This window comes from Methylobacterium sp. Leaf104 (genome assembly GCF_001422885.1).
Classification (GTDB): domain Bacteria; phylum Pseudomonadota; class Alphaproteobacteria; order Rhizobiales; family Beijerinckiaceae; genus Methylobacterium.
Map to the genome: position 1 here is coordinate 424,662 of NZ_LMMZ01000001.1, position 26,167 is coordinate 450,828.

The 26,167-nt window shown below is 70.6% G+C and carries 20 protein-coding genes; 7 read left to right on the forward strand and 13 right to left on the reverse strand.

Going from position 1 to position 26,167, the window contains the following annotated elements:
* Position 1: 1 nt before the first annotated feature.
* Together ASF49_RS02015 and ASF49_RS02020 are read right to left on the reverse strand one after the other, a co-directional pair.
* Positions 2-1,588, reverse strand: a complete 1,587-nt coding sequence (locus ASF49_RS02015; RefSeq protein WP_056466840.1) for a DHA2 family efflux MFS transporter permease subunit — start codon at positions 1,586-1,588, stop codon at positions 2-4.
* Complete coding sequence (locus ASF49_RS02020; protein ID WP_082510816.1) at positions 1,585-2,772, reverse strand: HlyD family secretion protein; 1,188 nt, start codon at positions 2,770-2,772, stop codon at positions 1,585-1,587. Before ASF49_RS02020 ends, ASF49_RS02015 begins: the two co-directional genes overlap by 4 nt.
* Positions 2,773-2,992: 220 nt before the next feature.
* Here ASF49_RS02020 and ASF49_RS02025 point away from each other — a divergent pair, with 220 nt between their 5' ends.
* The 6 genes from ASF49_RS02025 to ASF49_RS02050 all read left to right on the forward strand — a co-directional run bounded on the left by ASF49_RS02025 (position 2,993) and on the right by ASF49_RS02050 (position 11,821).
* Positions 2,993-3,637 carry an HdeD family acid-resistance protein gene (locus ASF49_RS02025; RefSeq protein WP_056466843.1) on the forward strand — a complete coding sequence of 215 codons (645 nt, stop codon included), beginning with the start codon at positions 2,993-2,995 and terminating at the stop codon, positions 3,635-3,637.
* A gap of 87 nt (positions 3,638-3,724) precedes the next feature.
* On the forward strand, positions 3,725-6,259 hold the full coding sequence (locus ASF49_RS02030; protein WP_056466846.1) for a PBP1A family penicillin-binding protein: 2,535 nt from the start codon (positions 3,725-3,727) through the stop codon (positions 6,257-6,259).
* A gap of 209 nt (positions 6,260-6,468) precedes the next feature.
* Positions 6,469-7,464 (forward strand): helix-turn-helix domain-containing protein, encoded by a 996-nt coding sequence (locus ASF49_RS02035; protein ID WP_056466849.1) that lies wholly within the window; start codon positions 6,469-6,471, stop codon positions 7,462-7,464.
* Positions 7,465-7,567: 103 nt separating this feature from the next.
* Positions 7,568-10,057: a heavy metal translocating P-type ATPase gene (locus ASF49_RS02040; RefSeq protein ID WP_056467950.1), complete on the forward strand. Its 2,490-nt coding sequence runs from the start codon at positions 7,568-7,570 to the stop codon at positions 10,055-10,057.
* A 56-nt stretch (positions 10,058-10,113) separates the two neighbouring features.
* Positions 10,114-10,557 (forward strand): MerR family DNA-binding protein, encoded by a 444-nt coding sequence (locus ASF49_RS02045; protein ID WP_431739881.1) that lies wholly within the window; start codon positions 10,114-10,116, stop codon positions 10,555-10,557.
* A 91-nt stretch (positions 10,558-10,648) separates the two neighbouring features.
* A complete protein-coding gene (locus ASF49_RS02050; protein ID WP_056466853.1) occupies positions 10,649-11,821 on the forward strand; it encodes a M20 aminoacylase family protein in 1,173 nt (390 codons plus the stop codon).
* A gap of 13 nt (positions 11,822-11,834) precedes the next feature.
* Here ASF49_RS02050 and ASF49_RS02055 read toward each other — a convergent pair whose 3' ends face one another.
* The 9 genes from ASF49_RS02055 to rimP form a co-directional block, all read right to left on the reverse strand.
* Positions 11,835-12,404: a TadE/TadG family type IV pilus assembly protein gene (locus tag ASF49_RS02055; protein WP_056466856.1), complete on the reverse strand. Its 570-nt coding sequence runs from the start codon at positions 12,402-12,404 to the stop codon at positions 11,835-11,837.
* Positions 12,398-12,979: a TadE/TadG family type IV pilus assembly protein gene (locus tag ASF49_RS02060; protein WP_056466859.1), complete on the reverse strand. Its 582-nt coding sequence runs from the start codon at positions 12,977-12,979 to the stop codon at positions 12,398-12,400. The genes ASF49_RS02055 and ASF49_RS02060 overlap by 7 nt, the downstream gene beginning before the upstream one ends.
* On the reverse strand, positions 12,976-14,523 hold the full coding sequence (locus ASF49_RS02065; protein ID WP_056466862.1) for a TadE/TadG family type IV pilus assembly protein: 1,548 nt from the start codon (positions 14,521-14,523) through the stop codon (positions 12,976-12,978). Before ASF49_RS02065 ends, ASF49_RS02060 begins: the two co-directional genes overlap by 4 nt.
* Positions 14,524-14,708: 185 nt before the next feature.
* A complete protein-coding gene (truB, locus tag ASF49_RS02070; RefSeq protein WP_056466864.1) occupies positions 14,709-15,737 on the reverse strand; it encodes a tRNA pseudouridine(55) synthase TruB in 1,029 nt (342 codons plus the stop codon).
* 132 nt (positions 15,738-15,869) lie between these two features.
* A complete protein-coding gene (gene rbfA, locus ASF49_RS02075) occupies positions 15,870-16,304 on the reverse strand; it encodes a 30S ribosome-binding factor RbfA (RefSeq protein ID WP_056466867.1) in 435 nt (144 codons plus the stop codon).
* A 297-nt stretch (positions 16,305-16,601) separates the two neighbouring features.
* Positions 16,602-19,520: a translation initiation factor IF-2 gene (gene infB, locus ASF49_RS02080; RefSeq protein ID WP_056466870.1), complete on the reverse strand. Its 2,919-nt coding sequence runs from the start codon at positions 19,518-19,520 to the stop codon at positions 16,602-16,604.
* A 73-nt stretch (positions 19,521-19,593) separates the two neighbouring features.
* Positions 19,594-20,337: an RNA-binding protein gene (locus ASF49_RS02085; protein WP_056466873.1), complete on the reverse strand. Its 744-nt coding sequence runs from the start codon at positions 20,335-20,337 to the stop codon at positions 19,594-19,596.
* A 74-nt stretch (positions 20,338-20,411) separates the two neighbouring features.
* Positions 20,412-22,013 (reverse strand): transcription termination factor NusA, encoded by a 1,602-nt coding sequence (nusA, locus tag ASF49_RS02090; RefSeq protein ID WP_056466876.1) that lies wholly within the window; start codon positions 22,011-22,013, stop codon positions 20,412-20,414.
* A 75-nt stretch (positions 22,014-22,088) separates the two neighbouring features.
* Positions 22,089-22,886, reverse strand: coding sequence for a ribosome maturation factor RimP (gene rimP, locus ASF49_RS02095; protein ID WP_056466879.1), 798 nt, complete (start codon positions 22,884-22,886; stop codon positions 22,089-22,091).
* Between the two features lie 299 nt (positions 22,887-23,185).
* On the opposite strand from rimP, the gene ASF49_RS02100 reads away from it, so the two are divergent.
* Positions 23,186-23,860 (forward strand): CatB-related O-acetyltransferase, encoded by a 675-nt coding sequence (locus tag ASF49_RS02100; protein WP_056466883.1) that lies wholly within the window; start codon positions 23,186-23,188, stop codon positions 23,858-23,860.
* 356 nt (positions 23,861-24,216) lie between these two features.
* Here the strand turns inward: ASF49_RS02100 and ASF49_RS02105 are convergent, their stop codons facing one another.
* Both ASF49_RS02105 and ASF49_RS02110 read right to left on the reverse strand, forming a co-directional pair.
* Positions 24,217-24,912: a hypothetical protein gene (locus ASF49_RS02105; protein ID WP_056466885.1), complete on the reverse strand. Its 696-nt coding sequence runs from the start codon at positions 24,910-24,912 to the stop codon at positions 24,217-24,219.
* Between the two features lie 13 nt (positions 24,913-24,925).
* On the reverse strand, positions 24,926-26,032 hold the full coding sequence (locus ASF49_RS02110; RefSeq protein ID WP_156652769.1) for a hypothetical protein: 1,107 nt from the start codon (positions 26,030-26,032) through the stop codon (positions 24,926-24,928).
* Positions 26,033-26,167: the final 135 nt, after the last annotated feature.

Genomic DNA, 26,167 nt, shown 5'->3' on the forward strand with positions numbered 1-26,167 from the left:
CTCAGTGCCCGGCCGGCGCGCCGCCGCCGAGCTTGACCTTGCTGAGGATCATCGCGAGCGGCACCGCCGCCCCCGAGACGAGGCAGAGCGACCAGAACACGTCGATGTAGCCCCAGTACGCCACCTGGGTCTGGAGCTGCTGGCCGATCCAGGCCATGGCCTGGTTCTGCGCCTCGACGCCGGACGCCCCATGGGCCTGGAAGTACTGCGTCGCCGCCCGCAGGGTCTCCTGGTAGTTCGGGTTGGCGCTGGAGATGCTCTCGCCGAGCCGGCTCTGGTGGAATTGCTGCCGGTAGGCCAGCACGTTCTGGGCGAGGCACACGCCCATCGAGCCGCCGACGTTGCGGGCGACGTTGATCAGCGCCGAGGCCTGGTCGGTCTGCGACTTGTCGATGCCCTCGTAGGAGGCCGCGGTGATGGAGATGAAGATCATCGGCAGGCCGATGCCGATGTAGATGCGCGACCAGGCGAAGAACCAGAAGCTGGTGTCGCCGTAGAGCCGGGTGAGGTCGTACATCGCCGCGGAGACGATCGCGGCGCCGAGAGCGATCAGGTATTTCGGCTGGACCTTGCCCGAGATGCGGCCGATCACCAGCATCATGAAGACGGTGACGAGGCCCCCCGGCGCCAGGACGAGGCCCGCCAGCGTGGCGGTGTAGCCGTAATATTCCTGCACCAGCTGCGGCACGAACTGCGTCGTGGCGATCAGGATCGCGCCGGTGGCCATCATCACGAGGAAGCACGCCCCGAACTGGCGGCTGCCCAGGAGCCGGAGATCCACCACCGGGTTCTTCCGGGTGAGCTCCCAGGGGATCATCGCCACGAAGGCGACGGCGCAGATCACCGCGAACACGATGATGAAGGTCGAGCCGAACCAGTCCTTGCGCTGGCCCTCGTCGAGGACGACCTCGAGCGACCCGAGGAAGGTGGCGACGAGGAGGAAGCCGATCAGGTCGAAGCGCACGCCCTCGCGGCGCAGGCGCCGGCGCTCCGCTACCGCTCCCGGCGGATCCTCCAGCAGCACGTGCATCAGTCCGAGCGCGATCAGGCCTATCGGGCCGTTGATGAGGAAGCACCAGTGCCAGGAGACGTTGTCAGAGAGCCAGCCGCCGAGGGTCGGCCCGATCACGGGCGCCACCACCACGGCGAGGCCGTAGAGGGCGAAGGCCTGGCCCCGCTTCGCCGGCGGAAACGAATCGGCCAGGATCGACTGGGCCAGCGGCGCCATGCCGCCCCCGCCCAGGCCCTGGAGGACCCGGAAGACCAGGAGCGATTCGAGGTTCCAGGCGAAGCCGCACAGCACCGAGGCCACGGTGAAGAGCGCGATGCTCCACATGAAGAAGGCCTTGCGACCGAATCGCTTGGCGAGGAAGCTCGAGGCGGTGAGCACGATGGCGTTGGCGACGAGGTAGCTCGTCACCACCCAGGCGGCCTCGTCGGGGCCGACCGCGAGGCCGCCGGAGATGTAGCGCAGGGCCACGTTGGCGATGGTGGTGTCGAGCACCTCCATGAAGGTCGCCAGCGAGACGACGAGGGCGATGGCCCAGGGATTGTGCCCGCCCGGCGCCTTCGCGGCGGCGGCGCTCACCGGACGTGCACCCGGGGCACGATCGACATGCCGGGTCCGATGGCGACGTCGGTCGGCCACTGGTCGACGACGATCTTCACCGGGATGCGCTGGACCACCTTCACGTAGTTGCCGGTGGCGTTCTGGGCCGGGAGCAGGCTGAAGGCGGTGCCGGAGCCGGGCTGCACGGAATCCACGTGCCCGGTGATCTTGCGCTCCGGGTAGGCGTCGATCTCGATGTCGGCGTGCTGGCCCGGCCGCATGTCGGTGATCTGCGTCTCCTTGTAGTTCGCGATCACCCAGATGTCGTCGGGCACGAAGGTCGACAGCGTCTGCCCGGCCTGGGCGAACTGACCCTTGGCGCCCGAGAGCTGCACGACCCGGCCCGGTTGGGCCGCCGTCACGGTGGTGTAGCCGAGGTTGAGCTCGGCCTGCGCCACCTGCGCCTGGCCGGTGGCGAGGCTGGCCTCGGCGCCCGCCTTCTGCGCGGCCAGGGCGCCGACCTGGGTGCGCGCCGCGACGAGCGTCGCCTTCGCCCGGTCGTAGGCGGCCTGCTGCTGGTCGAGGGTCGAGGACGAGGATTGCGAGCGCTGGATCGTGCCGGCGCCCTTCTCGGCGAGGTCCCGGTAGCGGGCCGCGTCCTCGCGGGCGAATTTCAGGGACGCCTCGGCCTGCGTCACCTCCGCCTCGGAGGCGGCCACCTGAGCCTTCTGGCCCTCGATCTGCGCCTCGAAGTTGCGGATCGAGGCTTCGGCCGAGGCGACCTGCGCCCGGGCCTGCGCCAGGGCCACCTCGTAGTCGCGCCGGTCGATCTGGAACAGGACCGCCCCGGTCTCGACATGCTGGTTGTCGGTGACCGGCACGTCGACGATGTAGCCGGCGACCTTCGGCGCGATGGAGAATTGCCGCGCATCGACGAAGGCGTCGTCGGTGGATTCGAAGGGGTGCAGGCGGGTCAGCCAGTAGACGTAGGCGCCGGCCGCCACGGCGACCACCGCGACCGCGATGCCGAGCGCCCAGACCGGATGCCGGCGCAGGACGTTCGGCTTCTTCTCCGACGGGCCGTCCGAGCCCCGATCGTCCGGGGACGTTCCGTCGCCGGAAGACTCGGCCTCCGCGGCGGGGACCTGATCCTGGGGGTCGAGGGGCCGCGCCGCATCATCGCGTGCGGTCCGGCGACCCACGGTCTGCTGATCCTGAAGCATCGACTGATCGTCCGCACGCATCCAGGGGCCGCGCGATCGGAGACCGCGCCGCCCGAAACTCCCGCCTCGGCGACAACAAGAAGTAGCGCGGGCGATTGTTCCCGGCGTGGATCACGTTTGCGGGCACCCTCCGCGGCCGGACGGAACGCCGGAAATCCGCTGCGCGTTCTCGGGCGTGCCGGACGGGATCCGGTCTGTCCGCGAGCGACAGGAGGTGCGTATGTCGGCCGGTTCTCCCCTGATCCCACCGGGTGCCGCCGGTCCGGGCGGCATCGATCGCCTCGACGCGATGAGCATGGTGCTGGCCCGCAACTGGTGGTTGATGGCCCTGCGCGGCGCGGTCGCGATCCTGTTCGGGGTGATCGCCTTCGTGGCGCCGGGGGCCTTCGTGCTGTCGCTGGTGCTGTTCTTCGCCGCCTACATGCTGGTCGACGGCATCGTCGGGATCGTCGCCTCGGTGCGGGCGGCGCAGCGCCACGAGCGCTGGGGCTTCCTCCTCCTCGAAGGCCTCCTCGACATCGTCGTCGGCGTCGCGGCGGTGCTCGTGCCGGCGGCGGCCGTCTGGGCCTTCGTCTACCTCGTGGCGTTCTGGGCCCTCGTCACCGGCGGCCTGATGGTCGCGGCGGGCTTCCGCCTGCATGCCCATTACGGGCGCTGGTGGCTGGTGCTCGGCGGCGGCGTCTCGATCCTGCTGGGAATCGCGCTGCTGATCGATCCCGGGATGTCGGCGCTGGTCCTGGCCTGGTGGGTCGGCAGCTACACGATGGTCTTCGGGCTCCTGCTGGTGATCCTGGCCTTCCGCCTGCGCGGCCGCCACGCGGAAGCGGGCCGGCCCGGTCCCCTGGGGCGTCCCGGAACGGCGTAGCTTTGCCCGCGGGAGATGGTCTAGAACCGATCGGACACCGCGCGGCGCTCGCCTGCTGAGCGCCGCCCCCCGTGACCATGGCCCGCGATGACCTCCCCCGACCCGGACCGCCCGCGCCCCGAGCGGGTCGACCCGCCCCAGCCGGCCCCCGAGCCACGGCCCGCCGGCGGGCCGGATACCGAGGACACGCGCGCCGCGGCGCGGGAAGCCGCGGCGGCGGCCCGGATCCTCGGGCGCCAGCTCGGCGTGCTCGCCCTGGGGGCGGCGCGGGGGGCCGGGCGCCGGGCCGCCGGCGCGGCGCGGGCGGCGGGACCCGCCTGGCAGGGCTGGGCCGCCCGCATCCGCCCACGCGCGCCGACCGACGCGCCCGCGCCCGCGCCGTCCGCGGAGGGGCCGATGCCCGCCGGCGGGATCACGGGCGGGGCCGCACCGCGTGCCACCGGCCTGCCGGCGCGCCTGCGCCGCCATCCCTGGCTGGCCGCCGCCCTGGCGGCCGTCCTGCTGCCGACGCTGTTCCTGGCCGGGCTCGTCCTCTACAGCTTCGCCACCCTGCCGCCCCTGGGCGGCGTGGCGCCGGAGGCGGGCCAGCGGGCGCTGACCGTCGAGGCCGATGACGGCCGGGTCTTCGCGACCCGCGGGGCGTTCCAGGGCCAGAAGCTGACGGCGGCGGAGATGCCGCCCCATCTGGGACAGGCCATCATCGCCATCGAGGACCGGCGCTTCCGGTCGCACTGGGGCATCGACCCGCGCGGCCTCCTGCGCGCCGTCTACCGCAACGCCGTCGGCGGGGGCGTGCGCGAGGGCGGCTCCACCATCACCCAGCAATATGCCCGGCTGATCTCCCTGAACCAGGAGAAGTCCCTGCGCCGCAAGATCCAGGAGGCGTTCCTGGCCCTGCGCGTCGAGGCGACGATGTCGAAGGACGAGATCCTGCTCGGCTACCTCAACACCGCCTATTTCGGGGCCGGGGCCTACGGCGTCGACGCCGCCGCACGGCGCTATTTCGGGAAGGGCGCGAAGGCCCTGACCCTGCCCGAGGCCGCGATGCTGGCCGGCCTCGTGCGCGCGCCCTCGCAGCTCGCCCCGACCCGGAACTTCGGCGGCGCCAAGGAACGGGCCGACGTGGTGCTGCAGGCCATGGTCGAGACCGGCGCCATCACCGCGGCCGAGGCCGACAAGGCCCGCGCCCAGACCATCACGCTGCGCACGCCCCCCGAGACCCCGCCGGGCACCAACTACTTCCTCGACATGGTCTCGGCGGAATCGAAGAAGCTCGCCGACGCGCCGGGCGACGTCACCGTGCGCACCACCCTCAACCTCGACCTGCAGAGCCTCGCCGAGGGGGTCGTCGCCCGCCGCCTCGATGCCGAAGGGGCCAAGAAGAAGGCCGGGCAGGGCGCCATGGTGGTGCTCAACAAGGAGGGTGCGATCCTCGCCATGGTGGGCGGGCGCGACTACGAGGACAGCCAGTTCAACCGCGCCACCCAGGCCAAGCGCCAGCCCGGCTCGCTGTTCAAGCTCTTCGTCTACCTGACGGCCTACGAGAACGGCTTCAACCCCGACACGGTGCTGGTCGACCGGCCGATCCAGATCGGCGACTGGGAGCCGCAGAATTCCACCGGCCGGTTCAAGGGCGCGGTGCCCCTGCGCAGCGCCTTCGCGCAGTCGATCAACACCGTGGCGGCCCAGCTCGCCGACGAGGTCGGCATCCCGGCCGTGATCGCCACCGCCCACCGGATGGGCGTGACCTCGGACCTGCCCAACGTGCCGAGCCTGGCCCTGGGCTCGGCCGAGGTGACGCTCCTGGAGATGACCCGCGCCTATGCGGGGGTGCTGGCCGGGGCCGCCCCGGTGGACGCGCACAGCGTCCACGCCATCCGGGGCGCCCAGCCGCAGCCGCTCTACCTCCGCGCCGAGACGAAGGGCGGCACCGCGATTCCCACCGAGGCCCGCGCGATGATGCTCGATTCCCTCCAGGCCGTGGTGGATGGCGGCACCGGCAAGGGTGCGCGGGTCGCCGGCCTGCCGGTGGGCGGCAAGACCGGGACGACCCAGGATTATCGCGATGCCTGGTTCATCGGCATGACCCCGGACCTCGTCGTCGGCGTCTGGGTCGGCAACGACGACAATGCCTCCATGAACCGGGTCGGCGGCGGCGACCTTCCGGCGAGCATCTTCCACGACTTCGTCCAGCGGGCGACGGCGCAGCTGGCCAAGGGCCGCAAGCGCCCCTCCGCCGCCAGGGCCGAGCCGGCGCCCGCCCGCGAGGTCGCCACCAACGCCGCGGCCCCCGGCCTGCGCGGCGTGCCGGAGGTGGTCGATACCGGCACCCTGGCCTTCCGGGGCCGCACCGTCCGCCTCCTCGGGGTGGAGGGGGAGGGCGGGGCGCTGGCCCGGCAGCTCGCCCGCTACCTGCGCCGCCGCGAGGTGACCTGCGCGCCGCCGGCCGGGGCCGATGCCGCCGCCGAGCAACTCCGCTGCCAGATCGACGGCGACGACCTCGCCTCCCTGATCCTCACGGCCGGCGGCGCCCGCGCCGCGGAGGACGCGCCGGCCGACCTCCTCGCCGCCGAGGAGCAGGCCCGCTCCGAGCGCGCCGGCATCTGGGGCCGGCGGCGGTAGGGGGAGGCTGTGCGCCAGCGGGCCTGAGTTTCGGTCCCGTGGTTGCACCGCGCCGTCGATGGCCTATCTCGAGGCTCACTCGCGAACGGATGTGGGTCGCATCTCGCAGGCGGTTCCGTGCGGATCTGCGGGGGGCGGACGTTTTGATCAGGGAAGACAGGTCGATTCCAGAGGCTGCCGTCCCGATCGTGCCGCACCGGACGGTTCTGATGAAGGACGTTCCAAACGCCTTCGGGACCTACCACGACCTCGTCCGGGCAAGCGGCTCGACCACCTACCGGCTGGGCGACACGTTCCAATCCGCGGTGACGGCCTACAGCTTTCCCCGCTGCACGCTGTTCGACCGTCAGCTGATCGGGGTCGAGCACCGACGCGACCCCGCGCAGATCCGGCGCGACGGTTTCGAGCACTTCCACCTGCAGGTTCTACGGTCGGGCCGCATGGCCGGCGGCCCCTTGGCCGAGGAGCGCAAGCTCGCGCCGGGGGACGCCATCCTGTTCGATGCGACACTGCCGCAACGGACCTTGGTGGAGGATGCCGATTACGTCACCGTGACCCTGCCGCGTGAACTCCTCGATGCCGTGCTCCCCGACGCCCGACGCCTGCACGGGCGGATCCTGCCGCGGGATTCCGGCCCCCTGGGGGCGGCCGTCCTGTCCCTGGCGCGCCAGGCGTCCGGCCTCGGGGTCGATCCGAGCGCCGAGAGCGCGCTGATGATCGCGGATCTGCTGGCAGGATTGGTCGGAACCACCGGGCTGACCGGCCAGGGGCGCGTCGACGAAGGTGAGATGGACCGATCCCGGCGGCTCCGGGCGGAACTGTTCATCGACGCCAACCTGGGCCGCCAGGACCTCGACGTGGAGGCCGTGGCGCGCGGCATCGGCCTGTCGCGGAGTGCCTTGTATCGGACGTTCCAGAGGTCCGGAGGGATCGAGCGCGAGATCATTCGGCGCCGCGTCGCCCGGCTGAGGTCGGCGCTCCTGACGCCGTATGAGGGACGCCCGATGAAGGCCCTGGCTTTCGATTTCGGCTTTGCGAGCATGAGTCACTGCTCGCGCGTCTTCAAGGATTTCTACGGTGTCGCGCCGAACCGGCTTCGGGGCGAACTTCGCGGAGCGGCCGGCACGAACGCGCAGGATCTGAGGGTCGATCGCATGGACGCCTGGTACCGGGACCTGAACCTGTCGTCGCGCGCTTCGGCCTAGCGGCCGTTCGTCTCGCCGCGGTGGCGCGAGGCCCGGGACCGGCCCGGAATGCCTCCGCCGACCCCCTTGACCTTCCCACCATGGGAAGCCCCACATGGGGGACATGGACAAGCGCCCGACCCTCGACGCCACGCTCCCCGCACCCGGCCGCCGCCTCGGCTTTCCGGTGGAGGGGCTGTCCTGCGCCGCCTGCGTCGGGCGGGTCGAGCGCGCGCTCCGGGCGCTGCCCGGAGCCTCGGAGGTCTCGGTCAACCTCGCCACCGGGCGGGCCGAGCTGCGGCTTCCGGGACCGGGCGAAGCGGCGGTCGAGGCCGTCGCGCGGGCGGGCTACGGCGTGCCGGAGGCGGTCACCACCCTGGCGATCGACGGATTGTCCTGCGCCTCCTGCGTCGGGCGGGTCGAGCGCGCCCTCGCGGCCGTCCCGGCCGTCACGGCGGCCACGGTCAACCTCGCCACCGGCCGGGCCGACGTGCGTCACCCCGAGGGGCTGGTCGCGCGGGCCGAGCTGGAAGCGGCCGTGGCGAAGGTCGGCTACGCCGTGCAGGCCCCGGCCGAAGCGCCGGCCGCGGCCGGCGAGACCCGCCGGGCGCGGGAGGGCGAGGCCCTGCGGCGCGACCTCGTCGCGGCGGCCGTGCTGTCGGCACCGGTCGTCGTCCTCGACATGGGCGGGCACCTCGTGCCGGCCTTCGCGCACGCGGTCCACGGCGCGCTCGGGGCCTGGGCCGGATGGCTCCAGGCCGGGCTCGCCACCCTGGTGCTCGCCGGACCCGGCGCCCGCTTCTTCCGTCAGGGCCTGCCCGCCCTGGTCCGCTTCCATCCGGACATGAACGCCCTCGTGGCCCTCGGGTCGGGCGCCGCCTACCTCTACTCCCTCGTCTCCGTCCTGGCACCGGACCGGCTCCCGCCCGGCACGGCGCATCTCTACTTCGAGGCCGCGACCCTCATCGTCACGCTGATCCTCCTCGGCCGGACCCTGGAGGCCCGCGCCAAGGGGCGCACCGGCGAGGCCATCGCGCGCCTGATCGGTCTCGCCCCCGCCACCGCCCGGGTGATCCGCGACGGCGCCGAGACGGAGGTGGCGCAGGCCAGCCTGCGGATCGGGGACGTGGTCCGGGTGCGCCCGGGCGAGCGCATCGCCGCCGACGGGATCCTGGTCTCCGGGTCGAGCTACGTCGACGAGAGCATGATCACCGGCGAGCCGGTGCCGGTGGCCAAGGCGCCCGGCGACGGGGCGGTGGGCGGCACCCTGAACACCCATGGCAGCTTCGACCTGCGGGTGTCCTCCGTCGGGGGCGACACGGTGCTGGCCCGGATCGTCCGCATGGTCGAGGCGGCGCAGGGCGCCAAGCTGCCGATCCAGGCCCTGGTCGACCGGGTGACGGGCTGGTTCGTGCCCGCCGTCATCGCGGCGGCCTCGGCGACCTTCGCGGGCTGGCTCGCCTTCGGCCCGAGCCCGTCCCTCGGCCTCGCCCTGGTCAACGCCATCGCGGTGCTGATCATCGCCTGTCCCTGCGCCATGGGCCTCGCCACCCCGACCTCGATCATGGTCGGCACCGGCCGCGCGGCCGAGCTCGGCGTGCTGTTCCGCGACGGCGGCGCGCTCCAGCGCCTGCGCGCGGTGCGCGTCGTCGCCCTCGACAAGACCGGCACGCTGACCCTGGGCCGCCCGACCCTGACCGACCTCGTCGCCGCGCCGGGCTGCGCGGCGGACGAGGCCCTGCGCCTCGCCGCGAGCCTCGAATCGCGCTCCGAGCACCCCGTCGCCCGCAGCATCGTGGCGGCGGCCGCGGACAGGGGCCTGGCGCTCGGGGCCGTGACGGACTTCGAGGCGGCGCCCGGCTACGGCATCGCCGGCACCGTCGACGGCCGCGCCGTCGTCGTCGGCGCGCGCCGCTTCCTCGACCGCCTCGGAATCCCCGCCGGGGCGCTCGACGCCGAGGCGGCCCGCCTCGGCCGGGAGGGCCGCACGCCGCTCTGCATCGCCGTCGACGGGCGCCTCGCCGCCCTGGTCGCGGTGGCGGATCCGGTCAAGCCCGGGGCGGCGGAGGCCGTGGCGGCCCTGCAGGCCCGCGGCCTCGCGGTGGCCATGGTCACCGGCGACGGCCGCGCGGCGGCCGAGGCGGTGGCGCGGAGCCTGGGCATCGCCACCGTGTCCGCCGAGATCCTGCCCGGCGGCAAGGTCGCGGCGGTGCAGGCCCTGCGCGCCCGCCACGGCGCGGCGGCCTTCGTGGGCGACGGCATCAACGACGCCCCCGCCCTCGCCGAGGCGGATGTCGGGATCGCCATCGGCACCGGGACCGACATCGCGGTGGAATCGGCCGACGTGGTGCTGATGTCGGGGGCGCTCTCGGGCCTCGTCGCCGCCATCCGGCTCTCGCGGGCGGTGATGCGCAACATCCGCCAGAACCTGTTCTGGGCCTTCGCCTACAACGTGGCACTGATCCCGGTGGCGGCGGGCCTGCTCCACGCGTTGGGCGGCCCGCTGCTCTCGCCGGTGCTCGCGGCCGGCGCCATGGCGCTGTCGAGCGTCTTCGTCCTCGCCAACGCCCTGCGCCTGCGCCGGGCCGGCGGCGCAGCGCGGGCAGCGACGTGAGCGCGGGCGCCGTCACCATCGGCGAGGCCGCCCGCGCCACCGGCGTCTCGGCCAAGATGATCCGCTACTACGAGGAGACCGGCCTGCTGGCGCCGGCCGGGCGCACCGCGGGCGGCTATCGCCTCTACACCGCGGCCGACCTGCACGCCCTGCGCTTCGTGCGCCGGGCCCGCGACCTCGGCTTCACCCTGGAGGACATCCGCGCCCTGCTCGCCCTCTGGCACGACCGCGCGCGGGCGAGCGCCCAGGTGCGGCGTCTCGCCCTCGACCACGTGGCGGACCTGCGCCGCCGGATCGACGCGCTGGAGGGCATGGCGCGCATTCTGGAGGATCTCGCCGCCCATTGCGGCGGCGATGCCCGGCCCGACTGCCCGATCCTCGACGATCTCGCCGCCGGTCGACCGGACGCGCCATCCGGTCCCCAGGACGCGTCCGCCGCGACACCGCGGCAGGGGGAGCACGATCCCGAAGCGTCGCCTTCGCCGCGCGGCGAGCGTTGACCGCGTCCCTGGCCTCTTGTTTGCTGCGCGAGCGGCGTCGCAACCCCGGCGCGTCCCCTTGAGAGCCGTCGCCTCTCGAAAGTCGCTGTCCATGCCCGTCCTCGACCGGATCGCCGCCTTCGCGGACGAGATCGCCGCCTGGCGCCACGATCTCCACGCGCACCCGGAACTGCAATACGACGTCCACCGCACCGCCGGCTTCGTCGCCGACAAGCTGCGGGCCTTCGGCTGCGACACGGTCGCCACCGGCATCGGCCGCACCGGCGTCGTCGGCGTGATCCGGGGCTGCGCCCACGGCTCGAACCGGGCCATCGGCCTGCGGGCCGACATGGACGCCCTGCCGATCCACGAGGCGCGCGACCTGCCCTACCGCTCGACGGTGCCGGGGAAGATGCATGCCTGCGGGCATGACGGGCACACCGCGATGCTGCTGGGGGCCGCGAAGTATCTCGCCGAGACCCGCGACTTCGACGGCACGGCGGTGCTGATCTTCCAGCCGGCCGAGGAGGGCGGCGGCGGCGGCGAGGCCATGGTCCGGGACGGGCTGATGGAGCGCTTCGGCGTCGAGACCGTCTACGGCATGCACAACATCCCGGGCCAGGCCCTGGGGACCTTCGCCATCCGGCCGGGCCCGATCATGGCCTCCACCGACCGCTTCACCATCACCATCGCGGGCCGGGGCGGGCACGCCGCCCAGCCGCACAACGCCGTCGACAGCGTGCTGGTGGCGAGCCACGTGATCACGGCGCTGCAATCGGTGGTGTCGCGCGCCGTCGATCCCCTGGAGAGCGCGGTGGTCTCGGTCTGCGCCCTGGAGGCGGGGGAGGCCTTCAACGTGCTGCCGCAATGCGTGGTCCTGCGGGGCACCATGCGGGCGCTCTCGAAGCCGATGCGCAGCCTGATCCAGGACCGGATCACCGCGATCGTCACCCATGTCCCGCGGGGCTTCGGCGCCGCGGGCACCATCGACTTCAACAGCGGCTACCCCGTCACCGAGAACCATCCGGCGGAGACGGACTTCATCGCCGGCGTGGCGGCGGAACTCGTCGGCGAGGCCGGCATCGACCGGGCCGTGGCGCCCCTGATGGCGGCCGAGGATTTCTCCTACATGCTCGCCCACCGCCCCGGCGCCTACATCTTCCTCGGCAACGGCGACAGCGCCGGCCTGCACCACCCCGACTACGACTTCAACGACGCCGCCGCGCCCTACGGGGCCTCCCTCTGGGCGCGGGTGATCGAGACCGGTCTGCCGATCCGCGACTAGGCCTGCCCGCGGCTCACGGGCAGGCCGCGCCGCCGGGCAGGATCACCGCTGCGCCGGTCACCGAGCGGACCGGCCAGGTCGTGGTCTGGGACAGGGTCAGGTTGGTCAGGGCCGGGAACAGGTTGAAGACCGGCACGTAGCGCACGGTCATCTCCGCCATCATGTAGCGCGCGTTGACCGCGGCCTCCGAGGGCGGCGGGTCGCCGAGGATCGAATTGACCGCGCGCCTCGTCGCCTTGTCGGCGGTGCTGGAGCAGACCCGCGCCTGGTAGGCCTTGTTGGAGAGCTGGTAGACGCCCGCCGCCGTCAGGACGATGCCGGACCCGCTCGCATCCGTCGGGTACATCACCGCCCGGCCCGCCGCGTAGATGTCGTCGACGCTGGTCAGGCTGCCCCGCGAGATCAGGTCGGCCATGGCGCGGGTCGCGCGGACGAGGCGCTGCTTCGTCGCGTAGGCGCGCGGCAGCTCGATCGTGCCCATGAAGACGACGATCATGATCGGCGCCACGAGCGCGAATTCCACCGCGCTGACGCCGCGGCGGTCCCGCGCGAAGGCGCGCAGGGGGCGGCGCAGCCTTAGCATGTCCCCGCCGGATAGGGCTCCGCCCGGAACACCGTGGTCGCGGTGATCATCTGCTCGCTCGCCGAGATCGGCGCCGCCGCGAGCCCCGTGAAGCCGAAGAAGCGGGGGATCACCACCGCGGCGCGGATGGTGACGATGTCGCTGCCCTGCGGGCAGGCGAAGCGCGTGCCGAAGCTCGGCGAGGCCGCGCCGGTCTTCGGGTCGTAGGGCGCGGCGGCGGAGTTCGCGCTGAAGGTCGCGGCGGTGGTCATCTCGACCTTCAGCTTCGTGCAGTCGAACAGCACCGGGCCGTTGCACATCTCCGCCACCAGCCGGGCGGCCGGGGGCTTGGTGCCGGCCCCGTCCTGGTACACGCCGGTGAAGACCGCCCGGCCGCCCCGGTCGAGGGCGTCGTCGAGGAGCTGCTGGGCCAGGATCAGCAGGGCCGCCTCGATGATCGCGCCGAGGAGCAGCATGAAGGGCACCGCCACGAGGCCGAACTCCACCGCCGCGACCCCGCGCGTGTCCCGCCCGAGCCGGCGCAGCGTCCCGAGCCGGCGCAGCGTCGCGAAGCGATGTTCCGCGCCCGGCCTCATCGCGCGATCCGCAATTCGCTGATCTGGGCGGCTATGGCCTTGAAGGCGTCCGTCAGGTCGGAGGCGTTCTGGACGTCGTAGAACTTGTCGCTGCCGGAGGCGCAGTTCTTCAGGATGTCGCTGGTGCCCTCGGAGACCTCGACGCGGACGGTGAAGATCGCGATGCCCGCGCTCTTCATGTTGGTGCAGAGCGTCGCGAGCCGGCCATCGATCGCGTTGCGCCGCGCCGTGGAATCGTCCGAGGTCGTGCCGATCCGGTTCTGCCAGATGTAGCCGATGCCCGAGTAATACGAGGCGTTCGAGCTGTAGGAGCGGGTCGCCGACTGGTTCTGTCCATCGGTCATCAGCACCACGAACTTGCGGGTGGTCCTGTCGGTGTAGGCCGCCCCTTCCGCGAAGGGACCGCTGGGCGAGAGGACGTGCCAGCCCCAGACCAGCCCGATCGGGATGTTGGTGTCGCCCCGGACCGTCATCGCGTCGACCGCGGCGTTGAGGCCGGACTGGGACGTCGTCAGGCGGGTGATCGGCTGCAGCTCGCACCCCGAATTCGGACCGTAGAGATAGTTGTCGCTGTCCTTGTCGATCCGGCCCGTCCGCTGGATCCCGCCGGTCCGGTACTTGGACACCTGACCCTGACGGTTGCGCAGGGTGCCCGAACTCACGCCGTCCGCCATGTAGCTGTTCCACATCGGCGTCCGGGACGATTCCGTGTCGGCCTCGTCCGGGGCGAAGTAGGGCACGAACAGCGTGTCGGGCGAACTCGCGCTCGGCGGCGTCTCCTGCACGTCGTAGGGCATCGGCCGGCCCTCGACGCAGCCGCCCCAGGCGACGCCCATCTGCTGGAACAGGGTCAGCCGGTTCGCCGCCGAGACGAAGATCTGCGAATGGACCGAGGACCGGGCGTCCTTGTCGATCCAGGCCGCGCCCGCGTTGCCCGGGCCGACATTCACCGTCATCGAGAACGGGACGATGCCGATCCGCAGGGCGTTCGGCTTCGCCGGATCGACCTCCTTGAACAGGGTCGAGACGAGGTCCTTGGCCGCGGCCTTGAGGTTCGTGAGCTTCGCGCCTTCCATCGAGCCCGTGTTGTCGAGGACGAGGGCGATCTCCAGATTGCCCGAGGCGCGGCGCCCGGTGCTGCTCACCGAGATTGGCATGCCGGTGAGCCCGACCAGCCGGGTCAGGCTCGTCGGCGAGGTGCCGGTGGCCGTGACGGTGATGTCGTCCCCGTTGCGCCTCGCCCGGACCAGGAGGTCGTCGATGGGGGTCTTCTTCAGGGCGGCCCGCACCTGCGCATCGGCCTTGCTCGCCAGCTCCGCGTCGGTCGATGTCGTCGGCAGCTTGGCAAGCGAGAGAACCGTCGCGTCGGTGACGTCCTGCGCCGCCTGACGGTTCATCGACTTCACGCCGAAGTCGATCACGGTGCCGGCGAACATCAGGAGCGGGATCGCGGCGAGAGCGAAGATCAGCGCGATGGCACCGTTTCGGTCATCGCGGAAGCGTCGGAAGATGTTGCAGCGCGAACGAGTCGTGGGCTGAAGCATGCCACGACCTGTGGCGTCGAAAATTTACAAAACGCTTAAGATGAGCTCTCAGAAGATGCCGGATTCAGCGTGAGTAACAACCGAAGCGGATCCGAGATCTTCCGCTTCGGTTGCTTGGCCGTATCGAGGCTCTTGGACTCCAAATCCAAGAGCCGGAGATTCATGACCTCAGACACAGGGGGAAATCAGGCCGGGCGGTTGGCCGTTCCGCCGAGATGGAACACCCGGTGCGGCACCAGTTCGCCGCGCTCGACGTCGCCCACCGCCACCAGGATGCCGCCGCAGGTGGCGAAGGCCTTGCCCTCCACCGGGGCGTCCCGTCCGCGCAGGATCACCGGCTGGCCGCGCATCAGGCGCAGGGCCATGTCGCGGGAGACCGGCACCGACGGCACCGCGTCGAGGGCGGTCTCGACCGGATGGAGATGGCCGGCATTGCCGTCCGGCCCGGCTTCCTCGAGGGCGGCGACCTGGCAGGAATCGGCCTCCGTGAAGGGGCCGACGCGGGTGCGGCGCAGGGCCGAGACGTGGCCGTAGCAGCCGAGCAGGCGGCCGAGGTCGCGGGCGATGGCGCGGACATAGGTGCCCTTGCCGCAGGCGGCCTCGATCACGGTGCGCTCGGGACTGTGCTCGACCACCGCGAGATGGTCGATCTGCACCGGGCGGGCCACCAACACCACCTCCTCGCCGTCGCGGGCGAGGTCGTAGGCGCGCTCGCCCGCGATCTTGATCGCCGAGTAGCGCGGCGGCACCTGCTCGATGGCACCGATGAAGGTCGGCAGCGCCGCCTCCACGGCCTCCCGGGTCGGGCGCGCCTCGCTGGTGGCCACCGGCCGGCCCTCGGCGTCGTCGGTGTCGGTCTCGATGCCCCAGGTCACCGTGAAGACGTAGGCCTTGCGCCCGTCCATCACGAAGGGGACCGTCTTGGTCGCCTCGCCGAGGGCGATCGGCAGGATGCCGGAGGCCAGCGGGTCGAGGGTGCCGGCATGGCCCGCCTTCTTGGCGTTGAAGGCGCGCTTCACCACCGCGACCGCGTGGGTCGAGGTCATGCCGACGCCCTTGTCGAGGATCACCCAGCCGTTGACGTCGCGGCGCTTCGGCCGGTCCGGGCGCGGCGCGCCCCGCGGCGGACGACGGCCCTCGGCGGCCACGGGTCGGTCCGCCGGGTTCGGCGGCGCTGAGCCCTCGGTGCGCTCGACGGTCGGTTCGTTGATCATGGGGGTCCTCGGTCGATGATCATAGGGGCCGGGCGGCACGCCTGCGCCGTCCTCCGTCCCGTTCGGGGTACGCTGTTCGATGTCTCCGCCGCCTCGGGCCGGAGAGTCTGCACCGCTTCCGCGCGGTGGGCGTCAGGCCGCGTCGGGGTCCGACGCGCCGTCCTCTGTCTCCACGGCCGGTGATTCGAGATCACGGCGCACCTTATCAGTCCGCAGCAGGGCGTCGATCCGGTCGGCCTCGTCGAAGGTCTCGTCGCGCAGGAAGCGCAGGTCGGGCGCGTATTTCAGGTTCACCCGGCGGGCGACCTCCTGGCGCAGCGCCTTCTTGTTGCGCGCCAAGGCCGCGAGGACCGGCGCCTCGTCGAGGCCGCCGAGCGGCATGATGTAGGCGGTGGCGAGCTTCAGGTCCGGCGACATCCGCACCTCCGGCACCGTGATGACGTGCGCGCTCAGCACCGCGTCCTGGATGTCTCCGCGCTGGAGAACCTCGGCGATGGCGTGGCGGATCAGCTCGGCGACGCGCTGCTGGCGCTGCGAGGGTCCGGTGGAGGTCTGTTTCTGGGCCATGAAGAATTCTGATCGTCTTGTCGGCGAAGCGGTTCGGCACCCGCGCGCCGGAGCCGCGGACGAGACGTCGCTGAGTTGGAACATCGAGGGTCCGCCGCACGCGAGACGCCGGGCCGGCGGGAACGAAGCGGACGTCGAAGGCGACCCTCTTAGCGCAGATCGTCCGCCGGGACATAGGCCTGTCGTGCGGGTTTTACCCCGATCGGTGTCCGTCCGCAGGCGCACCACCACGCCGAAACGGGAGCGGGGCCGCGACCTCGTCGCGACCCCGCTGGTATTCCGAACCGAATCATCCGCTCAGAGCGTCCGGCGGATCTCCTCGACCCGGTAGCACTCGATGGTGTCGCCGGCCCGCATGTCCTGGAAGTTCTCGAAGGACATGCCGCACTCGTAGCCGGCGGTGACTTCCTTCGCATCGTCCTTCAGGCGCTTCAGCTGGGCGAGCTTGCCCTCGTGGATGACCACGCTGTCGCGAATCAGGCGGACATGGGCACCGCGCTGGACCACACCGTCGGTGATGCGGCAGCCGGCGATCTTGCCGACCTTCGACACGTCGAAGATCTGCAGGATCTGGGCTTCGCCGAGACGCTCCTCGCGCAGCGTCGGCGGAAGCATGCCCGACAGGGTCGACTTAATGTCATCCACGAGGTCGTAGATGATGTTGTAGTAGCGGATCTCGACACCGTTCCGCTCGGCCGACTCGCGCGCTTCCTTGTGGGCCCGCACGTTGAAGCCGATGACGACGGCCTTCGATGCCTCCGCCAGGGTGATGTCGGACTCGGTGATGCCGCCGACGCCCGCGAGCAGGATGCGCGCCGACACCTCGTCGTTGCCGAGCTTCTCCAGCGCGCCGTTGATGGCCTCGACCGAGCCCTGCACGTCGCCCTTGACGACGAGAGCCAGTTCCTTGCGGCCGGCGCCCTCCTTGAGGTCGCGCATCATGTCCACGAGCGAGCGGTTCGCGCCGCCGGTGCGGGCGGCGATGCGCTCGCGCTTCTGGCGGGCACGATACTCCGTGACCTCGCGGGCTCGGGCCTCGTTCGGAACGACCACGACGCGGTCGCCCGCATCCGGGGTGCCGTTGAAGCCGAGCACCTCGACCGGGACCGACGGCCCGGCGTAGGGCACGTTCTCGCCCTTGTCGTCGATGAGGGCGCGCACGCGGCCCCACTCGGCGCCGGCGACCACGATGTCGCCGGTGAACAGGGTGCCGCGCTGGACCAGGACCGTGGCCACCGGGCCGCGACCGCGATCGAGCTTGGCCTCGATGACCGTGCCCTCGCCGTCGCGCGTCTCGTTGGCGCGCAGGTTCATGATCTCTGCCTGGAGCTGCAAGCCGTCGAGCAGTTCCTCGAGACCGTCACCCGTCTTGGCCGAAACCTCGAACTCGAGGGTCTCGCCGCCCATGGACTCGACCTGGATATCGTGCTGCAGAAGCTCGGTGCGGACCCGCTGGGGGTTCGCCTCGGGCTTGTCGATCTTGTTGATCGCCAGGATCAGCGGCACACCGGCGGCCTTGGCGTGGGAAATCGCCTCGACCGTCTGGGGCATGACGCCGTCATCGGCCGCCACCACGAGCACGACGATATCCGTCACCTTGGCGCCGCGGGCGCGCATGGAGGTGAAGGCGGCGTGGCCTGGGGTGTCGATGAAGGTGACCATGTCGCCGCTGGGCGCCGCGACCTGGTAGGCGCCGATGTGCTGCGTGATGCCGCCGGCCTCGCCGGAGACCACGGTGGTCTTGCGGATCGCGTCGAGGAGCGAGGTCTTGCCGTGGTCGACGTGGCCCATGATCGTGACGACCGGGGGACGCGGATCGAGATCCTCCTCCAGCTCCGGCTCGTCGCTGAACAGGCCTTCCTCGACGTCCGACTCCGCGACGCGGCGCACGGTATGGCCGAGTTCCTCGGCGATGAGCTGCGCCGAATCCGAATCGATCACGTCGGTGATCTTGTGGATCTGGCCCTGCTTCATCAGCAGACGGATGACGTCCACCGCCCGCTCCGACATGCGGTTGGCGAGCTCCTGGATCGTGATCGTCTCCGGGATCGTGACCTCGCGGGAGAGCTTCTCCTTCTGCTCCACCTGTCGGTTGCCGCTCATGCGCTGCTGGCGGCGGCGGAACGAGGCGACGGAGCGCGTGCGCTCGTCCTCGCCCGAGGTGGCGGTAGCGATCGTGAGACGGCCGCGGTTGCGGTCGCCGCCCGGCTGCTTCGGGGTCTTGGGCGGCGTGATGATCTTGAGCGGCATGCCGGGACGGCGGATGACGCGCTTCTGCTCGCTCTCCTCCTCGGCAGCCTGCGGCCGGCCGGCGGTGCGGGCCGGCGCGGCGCCGCCGGCCGGACGCGCGGCGGTGGCCGCGGTCGGTGCGGTGGGCTCCGGCTCTGGCGCCGGAGCAGGACGAGCCATGAAGTTCAGGTCGCGCGGCTTGCGCACGTCGGCCGTGATGGTCTTGCGCGGCTCAGCCGTGGCGGGCCGTGCCGTCAGCGGCGGACGCGCAGCCGGACGGGCCGGCGCCGCGGGAGCGGCAGGCCGGGCCGGTGCGGCGGCCGGAGCGGGGCGCTCCGCGGCGGGCTCGGCGGCGACGGGGGGCGCCGAGCGGACGATGGTCGGGGCCGCCGGCATCGGGGCAGTCTTCGACACGGTCGGAGCGGCAGCCGGTGCAGCCTCGGCCTTCGCCGCATCCTGCGCGGCGGCCTCGGCTGCGCGGCGCGCCTCCTCGGCGGTGCGGCGCTCCTCTTCCTCCTTGCGGCGGCGGGCGTCTTCCTCGCGCTTCTTCGCCTCGGCGGCTTCGCGCTCGCGCTGCTCGGCGGCCAGGCGCTCGCGCTCGGCGGCGGCTTCCGCCTCGGCACGCTTCTGCGCCTCGGCCTCACGGCGCTTGGCGTCGGCGAGGGCGGCCGCGCGGGCGTTGCTCTCCTGCTCGCTCAAGGTGCGCAGCACGACGCCGCTGGCGGACCGCTGAGCCTGCCGCGGCGCGGCCGGCGGCGGGGGCGGAGCCACCCGCGTCGCAGGGGCAACCGGCGTCGTCTCCCGCGCGGGGGTGGCCGGAGCCGCGCCGATGACACGGCGCTTCACCGTCTCGACCACGACCTGCTTGGAGCGGCCATGGGAGAAGCTCTGACGCACCGTTCCCTGCTCGATCGGACGCTTCAAGGACAGCGGCTTCGAAGGGGGTCTCGCCTGCGTCTTGTCGCCCGGATTGTTCGTATCGCTCATTCAGTCCAAACCCTGAGGGTTTCCATCGTCCCGTGAACCGGCAAACTGCTGTGCGCCGGGTAGATCCGTCACTTCAATCGTCGTGCAGATCGGAAACGGCCTGCCCATTGCGGGCGGAGCCGGCCTCCTCGGCCGTCGTCGCCAAACCTTCGAAGGAGCGGAGCCGACGCCAACGCGCAAGGCAGCCGGAAGCTCCGACTCCTGCGACGAGAGCCGCATGTATCACATGATCCCGACCCAAGGCCATGTCCAATTCTTCGTTGGATAGGTCATCGATGACGGGTATGCACGATATGGCACTGCCATGCCGCCGGTGCAATGCCGCGACGATCTTGCGCCGGCCGTCCGCGCTTCCGTCGGAGGCCTGGATCACCGCCGCCACGCCCGCCTTGTCGCCGATGGCGGACTCGACCTTGGCAAAGCCCGCCACGACGCAGCCGGCCTTGTTGGCCAGCGACAGCGACTGGCGCAGGTCGGCTCGAAGGCCCTCCGCGATCTTGTCGGCGAGGTCGCTCGCGTCTGCGTCCTTGGTCCTGAAGGCGCGCTGGAAGGCGCGCCGCTTCACCGCCGCGTCGACCACGGCGCGGGTCGGCGTGAGCCAGGCGCCGCGGCCGGGCAAGCGGGCCCGCAAGTCGGGCACCACGGTGCCGTCGGGTCCGAGAACGAAGCGGATCAGGGCCGTCGGCGGCTGAGACACCCGGGTGACGAGGCATGTGCGCAGAGCATTAGCGCGACCCCGTCCCAGCCCCGCATCGAGCAGCGTGCTCGGATCGAGCTCGACGGCGTCGTCGGTCACATCTGCGGTTTCGCCCGTCATGCGGCGTCGAATTCTCTCATCAACAGGAATACGTCCCCGCGATCCATGACCGCGGGGATCGTCGATTCGCCGCCTCAGGCCGAGGCCGGTTCCTCGTCCGTGGCCTCGGTCGCCTCAGGCTCCGCCGGGGCCTCGATCCAGCCGGCATGGACGCGAGCGGCCATGACCATGGCCTCCGCCTCGGCCCGCGAGATCTCGAAGCCGTCGAGGTAGCCGGCGTGGCGCTTGGCCTCGGGGCCACGCCCCTCGGTATAGCCGACGAGATCGTCGGTGGCGCAGCCGGCCAGGTCCTCGATCGTCTTCACCTCGTTCTCGCCGAGGGCCACCAGCATCGGCGTGGTGATGCCGTCGATCTCGCGCAGTTCGTCCTGTACGCCGAGTTCCTGGCGCTTGGCATCGAACTCCGATTCGACGCGAGCCAGGTGATCCTGGGCGCGCGCCTGGATCTCGGTGCCGCTCTCCTCGTCGAGGCCCTGGATGTTGGCGAGCTCGCCCGGCTCGACATAGGCGATCTCCTCGACGTTGCGGAAGCCTTCCGCCGCCAGGAGCTGACCCACGGTCTCGTCGACGTCGAGGGCTTCCATGAAGATCGCGGTGCGCTCGGCGAACTCCTTCTGCCGGCGCTCGGATTCCTCGGCCTCGGTCAGGATGTCGATGTCCCAGCCGGTGAGCTGCGAGGCCAGGCGCACGTTCTGTCCGCGGCGGCCGATGGCCAGGGAGAGCTGGTCGTCGGGCACCACCACCTCAATCCGGTCGGCCTCCTCGTCGAGCACCACCTTCACGACTTCCGCCGGCTGCAGCGCGTTGACGATGAAGGTCGCCTGATCCTCGGACCACGGGATGATGTCGATCTTCTCGCCCTGGAGCTCGCCGACGACCGCCTGGACGCGGGAGCCGCGCATGCCGACGCAGGCGCCGACCGGGTCGATCGAACCATCGCGCGAGATCACCGCGATCTTGGCGCGGGAGCCCGGGTCGCGGGCTACCGCCTTCACCTCGACGATGCCGTCGTAGATCTCCGGCACTTCCTGGCCGAAGAGCTTTGCCATGAACTGCGGATGCGAGCGCGAGAGGAAGATCTGCGGCCCGCGCACCTCGCGGCGCACGTCGAACAGGTAGGAGCGGATGCGGTCGCCCGGACGGAACGTCTCGCGCGGAATCATCTCGTCGCGGCGGACGATGCCCTCGCCGCGGCCGAGATCCACGATGACGTTGCCGTACTCGACCCGCTTCACGAGGCCGTTCACGACCTCGCCGATACGGTCCTTGTACTCGTCGAACTGGCGATCGCGCTCGGCGTCGCGGACCTTCTGGACGATGACCTGCTTGGCCGACTGGGCGGCGACGCGTCCGAAGTCGAAGGGCGGCAGGGTGTCTGAGATGACGTCGCCCACGAGGGCGCCGGGGTTGTAGCGGCGGGCCTGCTCCAGGGTGACCTCGCGGGCGTCGTTCTCGACCTGATCGACCACGACGAGGTGGCGCGACAGACGGAGGGCGCCGGTCTTCGGGTCGATCTCGGCATGCACGTCGGTCTCGGCGCCGTAGCGGGAGCGCGCGGCCTTTGCGATGGCTTCCTCCATCGCGTCGATGACGATGGAGCGATCGATCACCTTCTCGCGGGCAACCGCTTCGGCGATCTGCAGGAGTTCGAGCCTGTTGGCGCTGACGACAGCCATCGGTTTTCGTCCTTCTCTTCGTCGTGTTCCGTCGCGATCCCCTTCGCCGCTCGGCGCGGTGGGGATTCGGGCGTGTTAATGGAGCTTGCCGTCTTCCTTCACCCGCACCGCCTTGGTGCGGACGGGCTTGGCCTTGTTCCGGGCCTTGATGGCGAGACTCTCCTCGGTCTCGACCTTCACGGGCTTCGGCCGCTGCGAGGCCTTCGGCTTCAGGAGACGGGAAATCTTCTTCTTGAGCGGGGCAGGGGCCGGTTCGGCTTCGCTCTCCGCCACGTCCTCCTCCGCGTCGTCCGCCTCGTCTTCGAGGACGGGCGGACCGCCGCGGCGCAGGGACTCGCGGACCAGCTCGTCGGTGAGCACCAGGTAGGCGTCGCCGAGGTCGCGCAGCGGCAGGTCGATGCGGCTCGGCAGGCCCTCCTTCACGTCGGGCAGGTCGATCGGTACGGTGAGCCCGTCGGGGTTCGGCGCGCCGATGATGCCGCGGAAACGCTTGCGGCCGTCCATCGGCACGGCGAGCTCGACCTTGGCCTCGTAGCCGGCCCAGCGCGCGAAATCGACGGCCCGCACCAGCGGCCGGTCGATGCCCGGCGAGGAGATCTCGAGGTAGTAGGGCTTGCCGATCGGGTCGTCGAGATCGAGCAGTGGCGAGATCGCCCGGCTCACCGCCTCACAATCGTCCACCGTCATGGTGCCGTCGGGCCGCTCGGCCATGATCTGCACCGTGCAGCCGTTGGCGCTCGTCACCTTCACCCGGACCACGCGATAGCCCAGGCCCTGGATCGAGCCCTCGATGACCTGCACCACGCGCGCGGCCACACCGGTCTCGGTGATGAGGCGCTTCTCGGTGAGCTCGCTGTTGTGGTTGTCCGCCATGCTGCGCTTGAAGTCCGGCCTTGTCCGACGCGATCCGGCGCGAGAGGCATTGCGGCAATAAAAAAGAGCGGACCCGGTGGGGCCCACTCCCGAACCGCAGTCTCACAACTGCAACCAGAACTGATGGATTTGAAGTTAGGCCGGTTCGCCTCGATTTTCAAGATGTTTTGAAGCGCCCGACCTTGGGTTCGCGCAAACATCCCGCGGACGACACCCCCCGCAGGCATCGCCCAAGAGACGGGACGCCGGCTATCTTGGGACCCGACCGGACGACCCGCGTCCGCCGCCGGAGCCCCGCCATGCCCCACGACCCGCGCCACGGTCCAGACCCGGATGCGCTCCACCCGATACCGGGCCAGCCCCGGATCACCTTCCTACGCAACCTCGCCCTGCCGCCGAACGTCGAGATTGGCGCCTATACCTATTACGACGACCCCGCCGGACCGCAGGCCTTCCTCGACAACATCCTCTACCACTTCGCCTTCCTGGGCGACCGCCTGCGCATCGGCCGCTTCTGCGCCCTTGGGACTGGCACGCGCTTCCTCATGAACGGCGGCAACCACCGGATCGACGCGCCCTCGACCTACCCCTTCGCCATCTTCGGCGGCGCCTGGGCCGGGCGCTTTCCCGGGGAGACGGCCTTTCCGAATCGCGGGGACACGGTGATCGGCCACGATGTCTGGCTCGGGTACGATTGCACGATCCTGCCCGGCGTCACCGTGGGTCACGGCGCCGTCGTGGCGGCGAAATCCGTGGTGACCCGCGACGTGCCGCCCTACGCCATCGTGGCCGGCAACCCGGCCGTCGTCGTGCGGATGCGGGTGCCGCCGGAGGTGGCGGAGCGGTTGCTCGCTCTCGCGTGGTGGGACTGGACGCCCGAGCGGATCACGCGCTGCCTGCCGGCGATCAGCGGTGGGGATGTGGCGGGACCAGATCCGGGTTGGCTCGGAGTAATGGCGCGTACAGGCCTTTGATTTGCTGCTTTGTCGTCATCGGTTCGGCATCATGTCAATGATGTCTGGCTTGGCTGGACCGGTGCGACGATCACCACGCGCGTTTCATCGATGGCGCTGGCACCATGGTCGCGACCAAAGCCGCTGTCACGCGCGATGTGCCGCCCGAAGGATTGCAAGCTGGCCGTTTGCTGCGAATGCACAGACCCACGGAAGTCGTCGTCCGATTCCAAATGTGGTGTGGTGAGGGCGGGACGACGCTGGGGTCCGGCGTTCCTGCGTACGATCGAGGCCGGAGACGGGGCAGCGCCAAAGACGGATGTCAGGTGAGGCGCTCCATCGCGATCGGGCTCGAATCGGCGCTGGGTCGCCACGACCTAACCGACGCCCTCCACCGAAAACGCAGTCCGCAACCAGTAACGCTCCAAAGGGCTTCCGATGAGGTTTTCCGCTTCCCATTGTGCAAGGAGGGCACAGAGTGCCGCGCGGTCCCCGGAGCGCAGCGGCTGCTCCAATGCACGCAAGCGTTCGAAAACACGCTGTTCCGCAGCATTTTCCGCGGGTGGCCCGCCGACACGGTAAGCGCGCAACGGGGAGAAAAGCGCCTGCGCCTTTTCGATCTCGCCCAGCGCGAGGCAGGCACCCAGATGCCAGTAATGATCCAAGAAGCCGTTCCGGTGCGGATCGCCGCGTTGGAATTCCAGACACTTGCGCGTCGTATCCAGGGACCGGAACAACGGCAGGATATCCGCCTCGACGCGAACGACGAAGTCTTGGTAGATCGTCCGATCGGACCAATTCCAGCTGAGTCCCCCCAGGAAATGCTTGGACCGGGCAATCCGATCGCCGCAGCGTCCCAGGCTGAACCACGATGTTGTTCCGGGCATGAAGAACTGGACGATATGCCAGCTGACGACAAAACTATCCGGGTGAGAGGTTCGATCGATCAGGATCAGCCGCCCGACATGGTCGATCGGCGTAAGCCACAGGATGTTCCTTCTGGCATGCGCGAGATCGGGGTTCCGCGCGAGCAGCGGCGCCGTCAGGACTTTGATCTGTCGGCTGGTCGTCATGGTCGGGTGGTCGTCATGGTCGAGGCCGGACCTGGATCATGATGATCCCTCGCGAGGTTGGAAAATGCCGCTTGGCGGTTCTGGCCGGAACGAGGGCCCGCTTCGGGTGAAGGCCCTCATTGCCTGTCTTCGGATCATACACGCAGACCATCTGATCCGGTGCCAGTTCATAGAGATCGAGTCGCACCGAATCTCTCGCGCCGTAATTTGCCTTGTCTCCCGTCGCTTTGTCGAGGGAGTATTCGATTTTGATCTCCGGATAGTCTCGCAATTTGAATGTTTGTCCAATATCGTAATGAATGAGACTTCCGAGTCTCGTCTTGTCGAGTTTCGGGTGCAATGCCGCCAGCCGCCGCGTCGCATCGTCCGTAACGGCCTGGACTTCCTCGTTGTGCGGGCAGAATTGGTCGAGAGCCTGTTGATCGACCTTGCCGACCCATACGACCGAAAACTTCTTTTCTGGGTCCGGTTCGAAATCATACCGTAGGGCGATCGAGTCCGGTTCCTTGCCGAGCCCCGCCGAGCGCCCGGCGAGAACGGTGAACAGCATCCCTGCGGCTTCGAGCGTCGCAGCGACAGCCGGCGCGACGACGAAGGGCGCAGCCGGCAAGAAAGCCGGCTGGATCGTCGCATCGGACGCTGCGCGATCCGTCGCGAAGGTCGAGCGAGACAGGATCTCGCCGCTCTGTCCGTCGCGAATCGTCTGGACATCGCCTGCGTTCTCGAAGACGCGGCTGTCGCCGTCCGGGGTGACGACGGCGTGCCGCTCGTCCCACGTGCCACGACCGGAGCGCACCTGGATCGACAGAACCTCACCGCCGCCGTCCAGCATCGTTCTTTGGGGCGACTCGGCATTCGGATCACCGTCCAGCGACGCCCCCCGGCCGCCCGTTCGGGGCAATGAACCGATGGGGTTGCCGGAGCCGCCTCCGTCCGAGACCCAGCGCTCGCCGTCGCTTTGTCCGGCCGGTGCCCGGGGTTGATCGGGATCGTACTTGCGGCTCAGGGCGCGCCGGAGCCGGACCAGCTTCGTTTCGGTCCTGAGAACCGCGAGGAGCAGGCGGAGATCACGCAGTTCGGTGGCGGGACTGGACGGCGTCCGACGCTGGGGATCTGACATCGCGACCACCTATGTTCATGATATATTCTTTTTCCTATCGCATCCTAGGAAGAAATTCAAGGACAATCGTCCGGTGGGCCTGCGAACGCGAAACGCCGCCCCACGGGGTGGGACGGCGTCGGTCGCAACGTCGGC